Origin of the sequence: Pseudosulfitobacter pseudonitzschiae, assembly GCF_002222635.1 — a bacterium.
GTDB lineage: Bacteria > Pseudomonadota > Alphaproteobacteria > Rhodobacterales > Rhodobacteraceae > Pseudosulfitobacter > Pseudosulfitobacter pseudonitzschiae_A.
Map to the genome: position 1 here is coordinate 39398 of NZ_CP022416.1, position 15067 is coordinate 54464.

Sequence of the window (15067 nt, forward strand, 5' to 3'; positions counted from 1 at the left end):
ATAGGTCTCCGACAAACCCGGGGCGATTCATTTCTCGTCTTCGGGAAAAGCCCTTAGATCTTCCGGCGAGAAGGAAGGTTCAGCAGTACCGCTAACGCTAAGCACTTTGGAGTTGCCCTGATTAAGTACCATGAGCGCAATCTCAGGATTGCTCAGAAGGTTGCCTATCGTGTCAAGCCTGCGGTTGCCGCGATAGTCGGGCAGCAGCCAGCGTCCTGCCGCATCTACCGTTATAACTGAGGGCTGACCGCCTCTAGGCGTCACGTCAAGATGCCCTTCACGCCCCACGAATGTCAGCAAGGACGGTTTGATCCGCTACAGGGCGCGCAAACAAGATTGCGACACCTGCCACCTGAAAGCGCAATGTTGCCCGACCCAACCTGCCAGGAAAGTGCTTCGATCCGTTCACGAAGCAGCAAGAGACATCGCCCGCGACATCCGCAAAACCGACGCCTACATGACCTCGTTCATGCAAAGGCGAAAGGTCGAGATGCTCTTTGCACATCTGAAGCGATACATCGGGCTGAGAATGATGCGACTGCGTGGACCCAAAGGCGCAACCGAGCAATTCCAGCTCGCCGCAACCGCCCAGAACCTCCGCAAACTGGCCAAATTGGTGCCCCTGCCAGCCTCCGCATGAGCGGGACTGGCAATCGGCTCGCTTTGGATGCCAGTCAGAACGCTTCGAACGCCGACTTTTTCAACAGTACCCGGACATAGCTGCGGCTCGCCCTCCCATTGCCCGATCTTTCTGAAAACTCAGCGCAGACGGGAGGCTAATCGTCGAGGGTCTGTCGGCCTCAGCTTGCCCTAAGCCCTTATGGCCCGCAGCGCCAAAGCCCCTCTGTCACTATCTCGGTACCGCCGTCCGGCAGGACAGTCAGCGTCGCCGGACGGGCCGGAGACTCGCCACCCTCGGTCGTCTGCCCCGTCACCTCGACCTTTGCCGAACCGCCGGTGCCAGTGAACGCGGTGCCCGCGGTGATGGCGTCGAACCCGCCCTGGGCGCTCAAGCTCATTAGCTGGCTGGACAATTTGAAAGCAGCTTCCGCCGGCTGTTCCGAGGCAACATACCCCGCGGCAAGCAGCAGCGTTTCGCTCTCCGCCTCGAAGCTGCAGAAAAGCTCACCGGCTAAGGCCGCGTTCTCGATGTCGTTAGCGGTCAGCGGCTGCAGTCCGGGCAGCGTGACCGCGATGTCCAGTTCGCCACCAATCTGAACCTCACGGGTTTCCTTGTCCAAAACGCAGATTACGCTCGCAACGCGGTCATTTGCCAACCGCCCGCTTATAATGGCCAGACCGTAGCTTTCGCTACCGAAGGGGTCGACTACCGCCGATGCATCTGAAATCGAGCTGCCCGCAGCGACAAGGCATGCGTCTTCGACCTCGGCAGCAAATGCAGACCAAGCTTCATCGCTTGATCCGAAGGCGGGGCCTGTGAGCAGAAGGGAGGCGGCGAGAGGCTTCAACATCAAAATGTTCCTTGCGTGGCGGCAAAGGACTGAACGGCAATAGGCGAGGTTCCGGTCACTCCCGCACGTGATCCGCGCATCGCGCGGTGTTGCAGATATCATCGCGCGTCAGTGTTCACTGCGCGCGCTCCTTGTGGCCATTACACTATGACTGCTTTGTTTTATAGCAGAAACACCGGCGCGGCGAGCAACCGGTAGCTCTGCGGGTCGCCATGTAGAAGACCACTGGCACTAGCCCCACAACCTACGGCCATCAATTTTGACGCGAGGCAATTGCGCTGCCGTCTTCATTCCAATCAGCCCAGCTTGGAACGCTAAGGGGTTCGACCTCGTCCAGGCTCAACAGGCATGAAGACCAGTCATCCAAGTTGCGACTGAGCCTGTCTCGCAGGCGTCCTTCGCCTTCGTAGCTATAACCATGCCCCTGCACACCGTAGGAAACGAAGGGCCGCAGGACCGAGAACCCCATATAATGCATTGAGTATTGCACCGGCCACAGCAGCGTGTCGAAATCACCGCCCCGGCTGCCCTGACCAAATGCTGCGCGAGGCGCTCCTGTCGTGACTGAGATGAGCGCACGACGCCCCCGGAAATAGCCAGCGTCATAGCGCATTTTTCTGGTATAGAGCCCGCCGCTGATGAAGACCCTGTCCATCCATCCTTTCAGCATAGCAGGCGGGCCATGCCACCACAGCGGGAACTGCAGGATGACCAGATCGGCGCGTTCCAAGTTGTCGATCTCGTCTACGACATCTCCGGGTAAGGTGTCGGTCGCCCACGCGTTGCGCTGCTCGCCAAGCGCTGCGAAACGATCCGCCTCGACCCTGTTCGCATAATGACCAAAACGCTCAACAGGATCGAAGCCCGCCCGGTAGAGATCAGTGACCGTTACCATGCCACCTGCTGTGCGCAAAGCGTGTTCGGCGGTTCGCGTGAGTGCGCCATTGTAGGAAGCGGTCTCGGGGTGAACGTGAACGATATGGGTGTGCATCTGATAATCTCCAGCAGTTGCTCGTATCTGCCCTGACATTAAATGTTCATTCATGATAGATATTCAGAAGATCTGACAATCTGGCCTTTCAGAAATGAACAACAAACTCGACTGGAATGATTATGAGATCGTTCTGAGGATCGCGGACGCTGGCTCTTTGTCCAAGGCGGCACATCTGGCGGGATCAAGCCATCCGACGATGTTCCGCAGGATAAATGCTGTGGAAGAGAAGCTCGGCGTCAGGCTCTTTGAACGATTCCGGACAGGCTATCAACCGACTGCGGCCGGTGAAGATCTGGTATCCGTCGCCCGACAAATAGCCGAACTGACCAATGACACGGAACGGCGCATCTCAGGGCGGGACCTACGGCCTTCCGGTGTGGTGCGTGTGGCGACGACAGACACATTGCTCTTTGGTCTCCTTGCACGGGAGATCGTGCTTTTCCGGAAACTGGAGCCTGGCATCACCCTGGATATCGCCGTGGCGAACGAGATATCCAACCTCTCGCTCCGCGAGGCGGATATTGCGATCCGGCCCGCATCATCACCGGACGATCATCTCATCGGACGAAAGCTAGGCCCTATCCGACAGGCTGTCTATGCAGTTCGCACGCTTGATCTTGGACAGAACCCACAGCCGCCGTGGACCACCCTGCCCTGGATCGGGCCAAGTCCGTCGATGGCTTACAGCCAACTTCACGCATGGATGCGCAATGTGGGGTGCGACGAGAAATGTGTTTGTCACCTGGACAGCGTGCTCGCCATCTATGCGGCGGTCAGAACCGGCGTTGGCGTTGCGGTTTTGCCCTGCTATCTCGCCGAGACCGACAGCGAATTGACGCGCATTGGAAACCCGATCGATGAACTTGCCGTGGACCTTTGGCTTTTGACCCATCCGGACCTTCGTCACTCGGCGCGCGTGCGAACAGCACTCAACTTTTTCGGGAAACTTGGTGCGATTCTGTAGTCGGATATAGTGAAAGCTGCGGTTCGCTATAGCATGGTGAATGAGGAGAAGGCCTCTCTTCCGGTATTCCCCGAACAGGCCACGAAGGGCCGCTGTTGGGCAAAAAACTCTGGTCACAACCTGTGTGCCATAAACGGTTCTCTGATTGCGGCTTTGTCAAGCGGGATGGCGATCTGTCCGTTCGGGGTCATGGTTCTTCTATGGTTGCCGCCCGTAGTGCAAGAACTCTTTCCCTTTATTGGCGAGTGATCGAGTGCGGTCTTCTATAAGGCCTTGGTGTGCGGCGCTAAAGAAGCCGCTGGCCGGTATGGTGATCAGCGGGTCGGGTCCAAATCTCTCCGCAGAGCTGAAGCGCTCACAGAACCACTCTGGTTTTCCCGATCCAGATCTGTTCGATCATTTTGCCCATTCGAGGGATCGACTTCTTGGACTATTCCTTTCCGCCCTTTGGGTTTCGTTATGCTGTGCTGTCAGGCGATCGCAACTTGTGCGGGGTCCCGGTAGTCTTCCTTTTTGGTGAGCATCGCCCAGATCGCGCGTGCCATCTTGTTTGCCAGGGCGATCGCGACAAGGAGCCTCGGTTTTCTGTCCAGCATCTTTGCCAACCATGAACCGGGCTGGATTCTTTTCCGGCCGAGCCAGTTCAATCGCGTCATCGCGCCGGTGATCAACAGTCTTCGGATGTCTGCCTGTCCTGCCTTGGAGATACGTCCCAGCCTGGCTTTGCCGCCGGAGGAATGCTGCCGAGGGACGATACCAAGCCAGGCTGCGAAGCTGCGGCCGCATTTGAAAGTCTCCATTGGCGGCGCGAAGGTTTCGATGGCCAATGCCGTGATCGGTCCGAGACCGGGCATCGTCTGGAGCCGTCTCGCCGTTTCCGCATCTTTTGCGAGTTCCCTGGCCATCTGCGTCTTCGTATTGATACGCGTTGTCTTTTCTGCGATCTGCTCGATCAAATCTAGACACTCTGTGCGGACAATATCGGACAACACGGTGGCGGGATCACGAAGCGTTGCCTCAATGCGTCCGATTTGCTCGAAGCCTGTCGGGAACGTGAGGCCATGCTCATAGAGAATGGAGCGAACAACGTTGACCAGTTCGGTCCTTTGGTAGAGCAGTCGCTCGCGTGCACGGAAGACAACTGCTCTTGCCTGCTGTTCTTCCGTCTTCGGCTCGACGAAGCGCATTTCCGGACGTTGCGCGGCAATGACAATCGCTTCCGCGTCCGCCGCGTCGTTTTTCTGCCGCTTAACAAACGGTCGAACGTACTGAGGTGCTACGAGTTTGACATCATGGCCCAGCCCGGCCAATTCCCTTGCCCAGAAGTTGGCACCGCCGCAGGCTTCCATAACGACCACCGCTGGATCATGCGATTCCATGAACCGCACAAATCCCTGTCGCGACAGTTTCTTTCGGAACTTCAGTTCACCCGTCATTGATGTGCCGTGCAGCTGAAAAACTGACTTCGACAGGTCAACGCCAATCATTGTATCCTTCATTTTGCCGTCCTCTCTTATTGATCATCAACAAAATCAATATGGCACATTGCGATGCCGTTTCGGGAGGGCGGCAACCATCCCATCTCTCCGAGGTCGCGCATTGCGCCTCATGATGGTTTTCGGTGGTGGATCGTCTCCAATGTCGTTTGCGGGGTGGGCAAGCGAGCCTGCGCCCCAACCGTTTTTACGAGATCGATCTACCTCCGTCCCGTCGGGACTTCGCTTCCCGCCTTCTCAGCGGCGGAAATTCAGATCAGGCAGTGGCCTCCTTTGTCCAGTGATAGTCCGCGCCAGATTTCCAGATCGTCAGCATCAGGACTGCGATCTTGCGCGCTGTTGCGACTGCGGCCTTTCGGAACCCGCGTCGTCCGGCCAGTCGCACAGCCCAGCTCTTCAGTGGCGAGAAACGCTTCACCTGGCGGATCAAGCAGGACGCTGCCTCGAACAGCAGTCCGCGCATCGTCCCGTCTCCGCACTTCGACACCCGTCCCGACCAATCCATTTCGCCAGACTGGTGCCTCTTTGGTGTGAGCCCGAGGAATGCGCCGACATCAGTCACCCGGCTGAACCGGTCTGGATTATCGACCAGGGCAATGAAGCTGAGCGCATTCACTGGCCCGACGCCAGGAATGGTCATCAGGCGACACGCAACGGGGTGGGCCTTTGCCTTTTTCTTCACAGCCTTATCGAGATTGTCCGCCGCTTGGCACAACGTGGAGTGGGCCGTAATAAACCCATCGGCGATGGCGCGCAGCACCGGATCGGTTTCCCCCGCTGCGGCCAGTTGGTCGCGAAAATTCTGGCGCTGCCGACCTTGGCCGATGCCGGTCATTCGGATGCCGAAGGTTTTCAGCACGCCCCGGATGTGACCTTCGAGGTCTTTGCGCAACCGGATCATCCGTTCTCGCGCACCGACCAGACTTCGCAGCCTGTCAGCATCTTCGCTGCGGATGTGGACCGGTGTAAACCAGCCGGTCCGCGCGAGCTGCGCCAGTCCTTCAGCATCAGCGGCATCGGACTTGTTGAGCCGGGCCGACAGAGCCTTGTGCGCCTTCCGGGCATCGATGCATGTCGCTGGAAGACCAAGCCTCATCATCCCGCGCTGCAGCCAGATCGAAAGCATCCCGCTCTCATGTACGATCCGGTGTGGCGTGAGCGATCGGTTGCGAAACCAACCTGCCACGCCCTCCGGGTCCGCAGGGCACGTCCCGCGCGCGATGGTCTTGCCATCATGATTGACAACGCAGATCGAAATTTCTTTCAGTGACACATCCAAACCAGCATAATGTTCCATAGGTCGTTCTCCTCACGGCTTATATCCATGAGGCCAACATACCGGACCTCGTTCGCCACTGGAGAGCGACCGCCGCAATCACACCATGTCGTTCTGGTCAGGGATAGAAACGCCTGAGTTCTGGCCCCGACAGCACGCGAAGAGCCGACAACGGACGGTCACAAAGGCGGTGATCTATCTCACCTTTTATCCTGGTCATCCCGCCTGCTTTGCCGCCCCGCGAGGATGCATGCAATCGCGGCGAACTGAATTGCGGCGGCGCAGAGGAACAGCGCGGGGGTTCCGACTGCCTTGTCTTCCACCCGCAGCAGTCCGAACGCCGCGGGCGCAAAGGCGTATCCGGCCTGACCGATCGCGACGATCAATGGCACCACGCGGGCGGTCTCGGTCGGGGAAAACTCCTGCTGCGCGATCAGCGGCGGGAGCGATGTAGCATTGCCGATGCCTAACCCGAACAGCGCAATACCAAGGATCAGCCACAACCCACCCTCGCCCGCAGCCAGAATGAACAGCAGCGATCCGATCACCTGCACGCCGTAGCTGGCACAGGCGACATGGCGGCGGTCGGCCGAGGCGGGCATCATCCAGCCCACCAGCGACCACCCAAGGATCGCGGCGACCGTTGCGCCGCCCATGGCAAGGCCCGTCAAACCCTCCCCCAGCACCGGAACGAGCAGCGAGAACAGATGCGCCAGCAACCCGATCTGGGCGAAGAGCCCCAGCGTCATGCCAGCCGCAAGGGTCAGGAACCTGCGGTCGCGGATGAACGACCTGTGGGCGGGCGATCCGCCCTGCGCCTGCGGCCGGACGGGCGTGCCCTCTACCCCGTCCGGGTATTGCCCCATGCTGTCGGGCGTGTGCCGGAAGACCCGCACCGACAGGAGCGCGACGACAGCCACCATGACGCCGCCGATCATCAGCGCAGCGGGCGCAAAGCCGATGCCTGCAATCAACGCGATCCAGAGCGGAGAGAAGATGACACCCCCGAGGCTGGCACCATTATAGGCCATGCCGAGCGCTGCAGGCCGCCGCAGGTTGAACCAGGGCGCAATCAGCGCATTCACAGCGACAGCCCCCATCGCCACCCAGCCCGCACCGCTGGCCATCGCCGCCACGAACAGCTGCCACGGATGTTCCGCCAATGCCCAGCCAGCGATGCCAAGCGCCAGCAACGCAGCACCTGCCACCGTTACCATGGGCACACCAAAGCGCCGATAGAGGCGCGGCAGATTGGCCACCACTCCGGCCCCCAGCAGAAAATGCACCGTCACCGCACCCGAGACCATCGCCACCGGCCAGCCGGTCCGCTCGACGACAGCGTACAGAAACACCGGCGGGCCATAAAAGCCAACGCCCCAGCCAAAGGTGGCGGCGACGACATGCCAGCCAAAGAACGGGCGGGCAATGGATGCAGATAGGGTCATGGGCGAAACTCTCATTGATGTTTCGCCGGTTATGGGCGCAATTGGTTCCATGATGCTTCGGCGAAGACCGAAGTATTCTGCGCGTTTCTGCGCTAGATTGCCCCTCAACCAGAGGAGGCCCCATGGCCACATCGAATCGCATTGCCGAGGTTGCCGCCGCCGTGGGCGAGCCTGCCCGTGCCGCCATGCTGGCGGCGCTGATGGACGGGCGCGCCCTGACGGCCACCGAACTGGCCGAGGTTGCCGCGATCACACCGCAGACCGCCAGCGGTCATCTGGCCAAACTGGCCTCGGTCGATTTGATCGCCACCGAGAAACAGGGCCGCCACCGCTATCGCCGCCTCGCCAGCCCCGAGGTTGCGCGGATGATTGAAAGCGTGATGCAGATCGCGGGCGGTGTCACGCTGGCCCGGTCACCGCGCCGCGTCGGCCCCAAAGATGCGGCCTTGCGTCAGGCGCGCACCTGCTACGACCATCTGGCGGGTGCGCTTGGCGTCAGCATCGCCGATGCACTGCAGTCCAGCGGCGTGGTTGAGATTGCAGGCGGCGCCGCCGCCCTGACCGAAACCGGACGCGCACAGATGCGGGCCCTCGGCATCCTCGCGCCCGACGGCAACACGCGCAGCACCCGCCCGGTCTGCCGTCCCTGTCTGGACTGGAGCGAACGCCGCCCGCATCTGGCCGGGGTGCTGGGGGCCGCCATCTGCACCCATGCGCTGAATCAGGGCTGGGTGCGGCGCCGCCCCGGAACCCGAGCGCTGGAGATCACACTTTCGGGCAGAACTGGTTTTAGGCAGGCGTTCGGGATGGAATCTGCTTCCAGCTGATCATACCTGCGGCGCGACCTTTATACTTACGTCCGCAGCCATCGCCGCTTCGACAAGCACAGACGCCAGCATTGTCCGCGAAACCGCTGGTCAGCAGGGACAAATCCTTTTGTGGTCTCCGCCTGTGACAGAAACGGTTGAGTTTTGGCCAGCGAAAGCTTGACAGCGGACCTTGACCTACGAACTGGTCACTGCCAGCAGTGCGGGAATTGCCGCCGTTCGGCCGCTCAATCGGGATGTCCTCTCTTGATGATCCATCCCTTTAGCTTACGAACTTTCATCATATCTTCGTTTCGCTACTTCGATGGCGTCCAGCTCATTGCCAATCCATCCGGTCAGTTGTTCCATCACATCGAGCAATCCTTCTCCGCACTGTGTGAGGCTGTAGCTGACCTTGGGCGGCACACTCGGCTCGACGTGACGGGAGATAAGACCGTGGCGGCAAAGATCCTTCAACGCGCTTGATAACACGCGTTCGCTGATGCCTTCCACCGCATCGCGGATGCGGTGGAAGCGCACCGGGCCGAACTTAAGCGACCAAAGGATCAGAAGGGTCCAACGACCAGTGATGAGCTTGAAAACCTCCCGACCCGGACAGTCCGAGTGCATCGGATTCGATGGGTCGGCGGGAATCGAACTTACTTCCATGTCAGGTCCTTATCTGAAAACCGGGTCTTCACTATGTAAGCGCCTTACTTATTGTAAGCGTCAGGCGAAACCCGATTCGATGCAAGGACGAAAGATCAATGACCAATGATACCACCCACACGCTGATAAACACCTTCACGCCAAAGGGAGAGAGCGTCGAGAAGCTGCTGAAACTGCAGCTCGAAGAGATTGCGACAATGCGAGAGAAAGCTGGCGAGATTGGATGGCTTGGCAACGAAGTCTATCGGGTGACTGATGGCAGCCAACTGGTGATCGTTACGCGTGTTGATTTTCACTCAGAACTGAGCCGGCTCAGTTCTGGGTGCAAATCAACAGCCTGGGCCAAAGTCAAGACCGACAAGATCGACGCGTCGGTTCTGGCGAAACTACACGCCAGTGGGTTTCTGCCTGAGGTTTGGATGCCAGATGAGGAAGCAGAACGGCTTCGTCGCGTCGTGGCTGAACGGGTGCAACTGGTCTCCCAGATGACCCGTCTCAAAAACCGGATCCATTCGGTTTTGCATGCCAATCTGATCCCGCCCTTTTCCGGCTCTCTGTTCTCAAAGCGCGGAAGGGCCTGGCTTGAGGCGCTACCTGTTGCCGAAGATCAGCAGCGCGTCATCCTCCGCCATGCCAGCGAACTTGATCGGCTCGGTCACGACCTCAAGCAGATCGATGAGGATCTTGCACAGGCAGCACTCCAGGAACCGCGGGTGAAGCAACTGATGACTATCACCGGCGTCAACATGATCGTCGCATTGAGTGTCCTGGCTGCCGTTGGCGATATCGGACGGTTTTCATCGCCAGAGAAGCTTGTCAGCTATTTCGGCCTCAATCCCCGGGTACGGCAATCTGGTGACAAGCCTGCCTATCACGGGCGCATCACCAAGCAGGGTCGATCACATGCGCGAGCGATGCTGGTGGAGGCAGCCTGGTCGGTGTCCCGAACACCTGGCCCGCTGCGAGCCTTCTTTCAACGGATCAAAGAAAAGCGCGGGAACCAAGTCGCAGCAGTCGCGACAGCGCGTAAGCTGACGGTGGTCATCTGGCACATGCTGTCGAAGGGCGAAGAGTACATCTGGAGCCGTCCTGCTCTCCTGGACTGGAAGCTGAGAAAACTGGAGTTGGCCGCAGGGTACCCTTCTAAACGGGGTGGCAGGACGAAAGGGTCAGCAGCCGACTACAGCCTCAAATCGGTGCGCGATCGGGAAAGAGAGGCTGTCGGTCACGCGGAGGAAGTATACCGCCGCTTCGTCACAAAATGGAAGCAGAGGTCGCCAATGGCCAATCCGGTTTCACATCAGTAGGTCAACCAAAAACAAGGGGCTCCGTACTTCAAAAACTTCAGGTCAAATACATCCGTGAGATATGTGGAACGATAAACCCTTATCCGGCGATCGGAACCGACCTTTCGAAGCGCGGCGTTCATCCCCTTCAGGCCGGTAGTGTTCGCCCCGCTCTTGTCGATTGCGCAGGCCCGGGGGAGCCCGTTCGACGAGATCGTCTGCGCCGCCGCCTCATCGCGATGCTCAGAGAGCATGAAGTCAAGGGTTTGGCCCTTTCGATCGACCGCGCGATAGAGGTAACACCACTCGCCGCGGACCTTCACATAAGTCTCGTCTAGGCGCCACGACGGCTCCGTCGTGGCTTTCCTGCGTTGCGCCACCGTGGCCAAAACCGAGGCGTACCTGACCACCCAACGGTTCAGAGTAGCGTGGTCGACCACCACGCCGCGCTCCGCTAGGATTTCTTCGAGATCACGGTACGACACACCATACCGCACGTAGAAGAAAACGGCATGCAGGATCACGTCCTGCGGAAACTGAGCACCTTTGAACGACACCATCTGACGGACCTCATCGGCAAATTACGCTGCCTCATAGACCATCACGCCAAAGTTTGCGACAGAACCGCTTCGAGCCCTTCCACGACATTCGTTCCGCCCGTGCAATGGGTGTGGGCAATGCATTCGGACGTTTTTCAACTGCCTGCCGCCGCACTGTGTAGGGGGTGCTGCGGTTCCTGTTCGGGGAACAGTCCGTCCTTCCCTGGCCGGAAGTTCACCGCAGATCCTGTGTTCGCCGGATAGCGTCGGCTTCCCTATCATTTCTGCTCCTTCGATTTATGCAGGTAATTGCCTGCAGGTATTGACGTGCAGGCAATTACCTGCATATATGATTCCTGCTGCATATGGAGGCATCGATGAGTGACGACAAAGTGTTCAAGGCCCTGGCCGATCCCGGCCGCAGGATGCTGCTCGACCGTCTTTGTGACAGGAACGGTCAGACGCTCGGGCAGCTCTGCGAGTCCATGGGCATGAAACGCCAATCCGTGACCCAGCATCTTGGCCTCCTGGAACAGGCCAATCTCATCAGCACGGTGCGCCGTGGGCGCGAGAAACTACATTTCATCAATCCGGTCCCGCTTTACGAGGTCTACGAGCGTTGGATCCGCAAGTTTGAGGAAGGACGCCTGAGCCTTCTCCATGACCTCAAACACGAACTTGAAAGGAAGAAGACATGACCGACAAATCAGCCAGCTTCGTCTATGTTACATTTATCCGCACGACGCCTGAAAAGGTGTTCGAAGCGATCACAAGGCCGGAAATGGCCCGCCGTTACTGGGGCCATGAAAACGTCTCGGATGACTGGCAGCCTGGCTCCAAATGGCAGCACATTCGCACCGATGAGGCGCGCACTATTGAGCTTGTGGGCGAAGTCATTGAAAGCGACCCGCCGAAGCGGTTTGTCATCAGTTGGGCAAATGAGAGCCAGAAGGACGATCCCGACCAATACAGCCGTGTCACCTTCGACATCGAACCGCAGGGCGACGTGGTCAAGCTGACCGTCGCGCATGACGAGTTGCAGCCCGGCAGCGGCATGCTGAACGGCATCAGCAAGGGCTGGCCGCACGTGCTGTCCAGCATGAAGTCCTTCCTCGAAACCGGTCAGGGATTTGATCTCTGATCGCACACAGAAACATCAGGAAATAAGAAGGAAGACCTAAATGAGCACGAAGACCTATAAGGGTGGCTGCGCCTGCGGCGCCATCCGCTATGAAACGAAAAGCGAGCCCATCTTCGAGAATCATTGCCAATGCACCGATTGTCAGAAACGTAGCGGCACCGGGCACGGGTCCTATCTAACCTTCCCGCAGCGCGCTGACATGAAAATTATCGGCGAGGCGTCACAATGGAGCGTGACTGCGGATAGCGGGAATGACAAGGTTCATTCCTTTTGCCCGACATGCGGAACACCGGTCTATCTGACATTTACGGCGATGCCGGATTTGATCGCGATCCACGCGACCAGCCTTGACGACCCAGGTCAATTCAATCCGCAAGCGCTTACATACAGCATCCGCGGACATGCGTGGGATATGATTGATCCCTCGGTGCAGAGGTTCGAACGGATGGTTCCCGACTGACTGCCGATGGGCGTATAGCGGAGCTCGTGATAGCTTAGATAGCTCGAGGTCAATGACGGTTTCGTTCGCAAAGTGTGTGTCAGCAAACCTCACGATTTTGCTCCTGCGGCGAATGGCCGGTCTGGTGAACCTGCATTGCGGCGCTTACGAGCGTCGCGAAGGTCCGGAAACGGTATCACCTCCTTGTTATTCCTTCGGTCGCTTGGAGTGGTGCCGGGGATGTTACATTTTCAGGCCGACGCTTTTCGTAGAAGGCATTTCCCCCTGTCGTCAGCACATAGTGCATATTGTTATAAGGCGCTTGATACCAAGCCGCATGGAAAAATTTTGCGCCCGCGATATCTGGGTGCCTTTCTCCACTGTAAACCGACTGTGCGGCAGCTTTGGCAAGGGGGGCCGATCTGCTGCCCATTTCCTTTGTCATGACGCCAGGAGCAAACTGGTTCTTCTGGCTGACCACACCGCAGATGGTATTGGGGAAAGCGTCGGATTGAACGCGATTAATAACCACGCTCCCGACTGCGATCATCCCGTCACGGCTGGAGCGGTTAGATTCAAAATACATAGCCCGCGCCATACAATCGAGTTCAGTTGCAGGCGGAGATAGCGGCGATGAGGTACCGCACGCCGCCAGTATGGAGAGGCTGCCTAATACCACGGTGATCCGTTGTCTGGTGTTAGAGCGCGTCAGATTTACGACCTTCCGAGCGTTTCATGTCGTTGATTTTGATTCCGCCCAAGTTTCCAGCAAAATCCGATGCAGGCAAGTGCTATACGTTCGTATTTTTCTGGACCCCCTACTCACACGCTGAATGGGAGCCTCATCCGGCACCGTTATTCCCTCGCGGAAGTGGTCGGGACAGATAGCAAGCCCAAGCGCACCCCAGTCGCACCAAAATACCAGCACCCTGAGAACTCGGCCGTCATCTGGTCCGGTCGTGGGCGTAAACCGCAGTGGTTCGTTGACTCGCTGAACGCTGGCAAAGACCTTAGCGGTCTGACGATGACGTCAGTTTCACGGACCTTTTTTGCATTCCCAAGTTAAGGAAATGGCTTTTTGCTGACATTCCATTTTGCTCATGTTAGCAAAGCGGCACTTTCTTAACGCGAGGCAGGGAACATGTTAAAGCCGACCTATGCCATCCCCGTGCTGCCCCCCCGAGGCGGAAGTCGAAACGGTATTGCCATGTGTGGACGGTTCCTGTTTAGCAAGGTTTTTTTGACGTCATGATCATCGCGGGTTGCGGTCATGTGTCCGGCCTTTTCGCGCGGCACCGTTGGCCGCTGGCCCTGATGAAGTCCGCCTGCCAGATCCCTATCAAGTTGTCGGACTTCGTCTGTCCTGGCAATACCTCGGGGTGTTCTGGCTGCGGCTTGCTTTGATCATCATCACGTCTTTTGCCCTTGCATCTCAGTGTGCTGCGTAAACAATGCAGCGCTGTTCACTGTTTATGAGGCTCGATAGGTTCCTCCTCTCGCCAAGAGTGCCCATATGATCCGAGCGGTTTTGTTGGCCATTGCGACACTGACCAGTCGAGAGGCCTTGCGTTCTAGCAGGCTGCGGATCCAATTCGCGGTTCGCGTTTGCGTATCAGCAACACGCCTCAGAATAGCTGTGGCCCCAACCACGAGGAGTTTACGCAAATATCCGTCACCCATTTTGGTAATACGTCCCAATCGCTCTTTGCCGCCGGATGAATTTTGTCGGGGAACCAACCCGAGAAAGGCTGCAAATTGGCGTCCGGATCGGAAGAGCGAGGGGTCCGTAACCGAAGCAGCCATCGCTGTCGCGGTCAGCACTCCAACTCCCGGAATGGTCGATAATCGCTGGCTGGTTTCACTCGAGCGATGCCATGCAAGGATCTTGCGATCAAGTGCGCTGATTTCTTGTGTCAGACTGGTGAGTTGGCCGGCCAGACTCAGCAAAGCAGATCGGGCGACCTCTGTGATGCCGCCATTGCTGTCCTCTTCGAGTTGCTGGATCAACCCGAGAACATTCTGAGGCCTCTGTGGCGCAATGATCCCCAGCTCAGCCATATGCGCGCGCAGTGCATTTATCAGCATTGTGCGCTGCCGTACGAGAAGGTCACGGACCCGGTGCAGCATCATGGCCGCCTGCTGATCGACACTTTTTATGGCCACAAAGTGCATATTCGGGCGCGTAACAGCCTCGCAAATAGCCTCCGCATCAGCCGCATCATTCTTTTGCCGCTTAACGTAGGGTTTTACATAGGCCGGGGGAATGAGCCGCACATCGTGGCCTAGTGCCGTGATCTCACGGGCCCAATGGTGCGACGTCGCACAAGCCTCCATGCCGATCAGGCAAGGGGGCAATTTAGCCAAGGTATCTAGGACTGCACTCCGGCGAAGCTTCTTCTGCAGAACGGTCTGGCCTGCCGCATCGACACCGTGAAATTGAAAAACTGACTTTGCAATGTCGATTCCTATCGTTGTAATTTCCATCTGGGCGGTTCCTTTCAGAGCTGGTTCAAACACCAGCACTTTGGCACATTGCGATG

Annotated in this window: 16 protein-coding genes and 2 pseudogenes; 8 read left to right on the forward strand and 10 right to left on the reverse strand. The window is 58.2% G+C overall.

All coding sequences use genetic code 11. The annotated features are described in order from the left end of the window. Nucleotides 1-27: 27 nt before the first annotated feature. Entirely contained in the window at nt 28-300 is a 273-nt protein-coding gene (locus SULPSESMR1_RS17745; protein WP_157729041.1) for a pyridoxamine 5'-phosphate oxidase family protein, read from the reverse strand. Between SULPSESMR1_RS17745 and SULPSESMR1_RS17750 the strand changes: the two are divergent. Then, nucleotides 293-640: pseudogene (locus SULPSESMR1_RS17750) on the forward strand (transposase); the annotation flags it as partial. The gene SULPSESMR1_RS17745 and the pseudogene SULPSESMR1_RS17750 overlap by 8 nt on opposite strands. A gap of 178 nt (nt 641-818) precedes the next feature. Here the strand turns inward: SULPSESMR1_RS17750 and SULPSESMR1_RS17755 are convergent. Continuing rightward, a complete protein-coding gene (locus SULPSESMR1_RS17755) occupies nt 819-1472 on the reverse strand; it encodes a hypothetical protein (RefSeq protein WP_089422430.1) in 654 nt (217 codons plus the stop codon). A gap of 253 nt (nt 1473-1725) precedes the next feature. Next, complete coding sequence (locus SULPSESMR1_RS17760; protein ID WP_089422431.1) at nt 1726-2463, reverse strand: NAD(P)H-dependent oxidoreductase; 738 nt, start codon at nt 2461-2463, stop codon at nt 1726-1728. A gap of 94 nt (nt 2464-2557) precedes the next feature. On the opposite strand from SULPSESMR1_RS17760, the gene SULPSESMR1_RS17765 reads away from it, so the two are divergent. Then, nucleotides 2558-3430 (forward strand): LysR family transcriptional regulator, encoded by an 873-nt coding sequence (locus SULPSESMR1_RS17765; RefSeq protein WP_089422432.1) that lies wholly within the window; start codon nt 2558-2560, stop codon nt 3428-3430. A gap of 470 nt (nt 3431-3900) precedes the next feature. Here SULPSESMR1_RS17765 and SULPSESMR1_RS17775 read toward each other — a convergent pair whose 3' ends face one another. The 3 genes from SULPSESMR1_RS17775 to SULPSESMR1_RS17785 all read right to left on the reverse strand — a co-directional run bounded on the left by SULPSESMR1_RS17775 (nt 3901) and on the right by SULPSESMR1_RS17785 (nt 7647). Beyond that, a complete protein-coding gene (locus SULPSESMR1_RS17775) occupies nt 3901-4929 on the reverse strand; it encodes an IS110 family transposase (protein ID WP_089419164.1) in 1029 nt (342 codons plus the stop codon). Between the two features lie 253 nt (nt 4930-5182). Next, a complete protein-coding gene (locus SULPSESMR1_RS17780; RefSeq protein ID WP_089419165.1) occupies nt 5183-6223 on the reverse strand; it encodes an IS110 family transposase in 1041 nt (346 codons plus the stop codon). 179 nt (nt 6224-6402) lie between these two features. After that, on the reverse strand, nt 6403-7647 hold the full coding sequence (locus tag SULPSESMR1_RS17785; protein ID WP_089422434.1) for an MFS transporter: 1245 nt from the start codon (nt 7645-7647) through the stop codon (nt 6403-6405). A 122-nt stretch (nt 7648-7769) separates the two neighbouring features. Here SULPSESMR1_RS17785 and SULPSESMR1_RS17790 point away from each other — a divergent pair, with 122 nt between their 5' ends. Then, nucleotides 7770-8474: an ArsR/SmtB family transcription factor gene (locus SULPSESMR1_RS17790; RefSeq protein WP_089422435.1), complete on the forward strand. Its 705-nt coding sequence runs from the start codon at nt 7770-7772 to the stop codon at nt 8472-8474. Between the two features lie 267 nt (nt 8475-8741). Here the strand turns inward: SULPSESMR1_RS17790 and SULPSESMR1_RS17795 are convergent, their stop codons facing one another. After that, on the reverse strand, nt 8742-9122 hold the full coding sequence (locus tag SULPSESMR1_RS17795; RefSeq protein ID WP_089422436.1) for a winged helix-turn-helix transcriptional regulator: 381 nt from the start codon (nt 9120-9122) through the stop codon (nt 8742-8744). A 98-nt stretch (nt 9123-9220) separates the two neighbouring features. Here SULPSESMR1_RS17795 and SULPSESMR1_RS17800 point away from each other — a divergent pair, with 98 nt between their 5' ends. Beyond that, nucleotides 9221-10429: an IS110 family transposase gene (locus tag SULPSESMR1_RS17800; RefSeq protein WP_089422437.1), complete on the forward strand. Its 1209-nt coding sequence runs from the start codon at nt 9221-9223 to the stop codon at nt 10427-10429. Between the two features lie 26 nt (nt 10430-10455). On the opposite strand, the pseudogene SULPSESMR1_RS17805 reads toward SULPSESMR1_RS17800, so the two are convergent. After that, nucleotides 10456-10968, reverse strand: a pseudogene (locus tag SULPSESMR1_RS17805) (IS6 family transposase); the annotation flags it as partial. A gap of 356 nt (nt 10969-11324) precedes the next feature. Between SULPSESMR1_RS17805 and SULPSESMR1_RS17810 the strand changes: the two are divergent. Genes SULPSESMR1_RS17810 through SULPSESMR1_RS17820 form a run of 3 tightly spaced genes read left to right on the forward strand, consistent with a single transcriptional unit; the run spans nt 11325 to nt 12548 of the window. Next, complete coding sequence (locus tag SULPSESMR1_RS17810; RefSeq protein WP_089422741.1) at nt 11325-11645, forward strand: ArsR/SmtB family transcription factor; 321 nt, start codon at nt 11325-11327, stop codon at nt 11643-11645. Further along, entirely contained in the window at nt 11642-12088 is a 447-nt protein-coding gene (locus tag SULPSESMR1_RS17815; RefSeq protein ID WP_089422438.1) for an SRPBCC family protein, read from the forward strand. The genes SULPSESMR1_RS17810 and SULPSESMR1_RS17815 overlap by 4 nt, the downstream gene beginning before the upstream one ends. 40 nt (nt 12089-12128) lie before the next feature. Then, complete coding sequence (locus SULPSESMR1_RS17820) at nt 12129-12548, forward strand: GFA family protein (RefSeq protein ID WP_089422439.1); 420 nt, start codon at nt 12129-12131, stop codon at nt 12546-12548. Between the two features lie 175 nt (nt 12549-12723). Here the strand turns inward: SULPSESMR1_RS17820 and SULPSESMR1_RS17825 are convergent, their stop codons facing one another. Further along, entirely contained in the window at nt 12724-13239 is a 516-nt protein-coding gene (locus SULPSESMR1_RS17825; RefSeq protein ID WP_421086467.1) for a cell wall hydrolase, read from the reverse strand. 66 nt (nt 13240-13305) lie between these two features. Here SULPSESMR1_RS17825 and SULPSESMR1_RS17830 point away from each other — a divergent pair, with 66 nt between their 5' ends. Then, a complete protein-coding gene (locus tag SULPSESMR1_RS17830; RefSeq protein ID WP_089422441.1) occupies nt 13306-13593 on the forward strand; it encodes an H-NS family nucleoid-associated regulatory protein in 288 nt (95 codons plus the stop codon). A 404-nt stretch (nt 13594-13997) separates the two neighbouring features. Here the strand turns inward: SULPSESMR1_RS17830 and SULPSESMR1_RS17835 are convergent, their stop codons facing one another. Beyond that, complete coding sequence (locus SULPSESMR1_RS17835) at nt 13998-15011, reverse strand: IS110 family transposase (protein WP_089422442.1); 1014 nt, start codon at nt 15009-15011, stop codon at nt 13998-14000. Nucleotides 15012-15067: the final 56 nt, after the last annotated feature.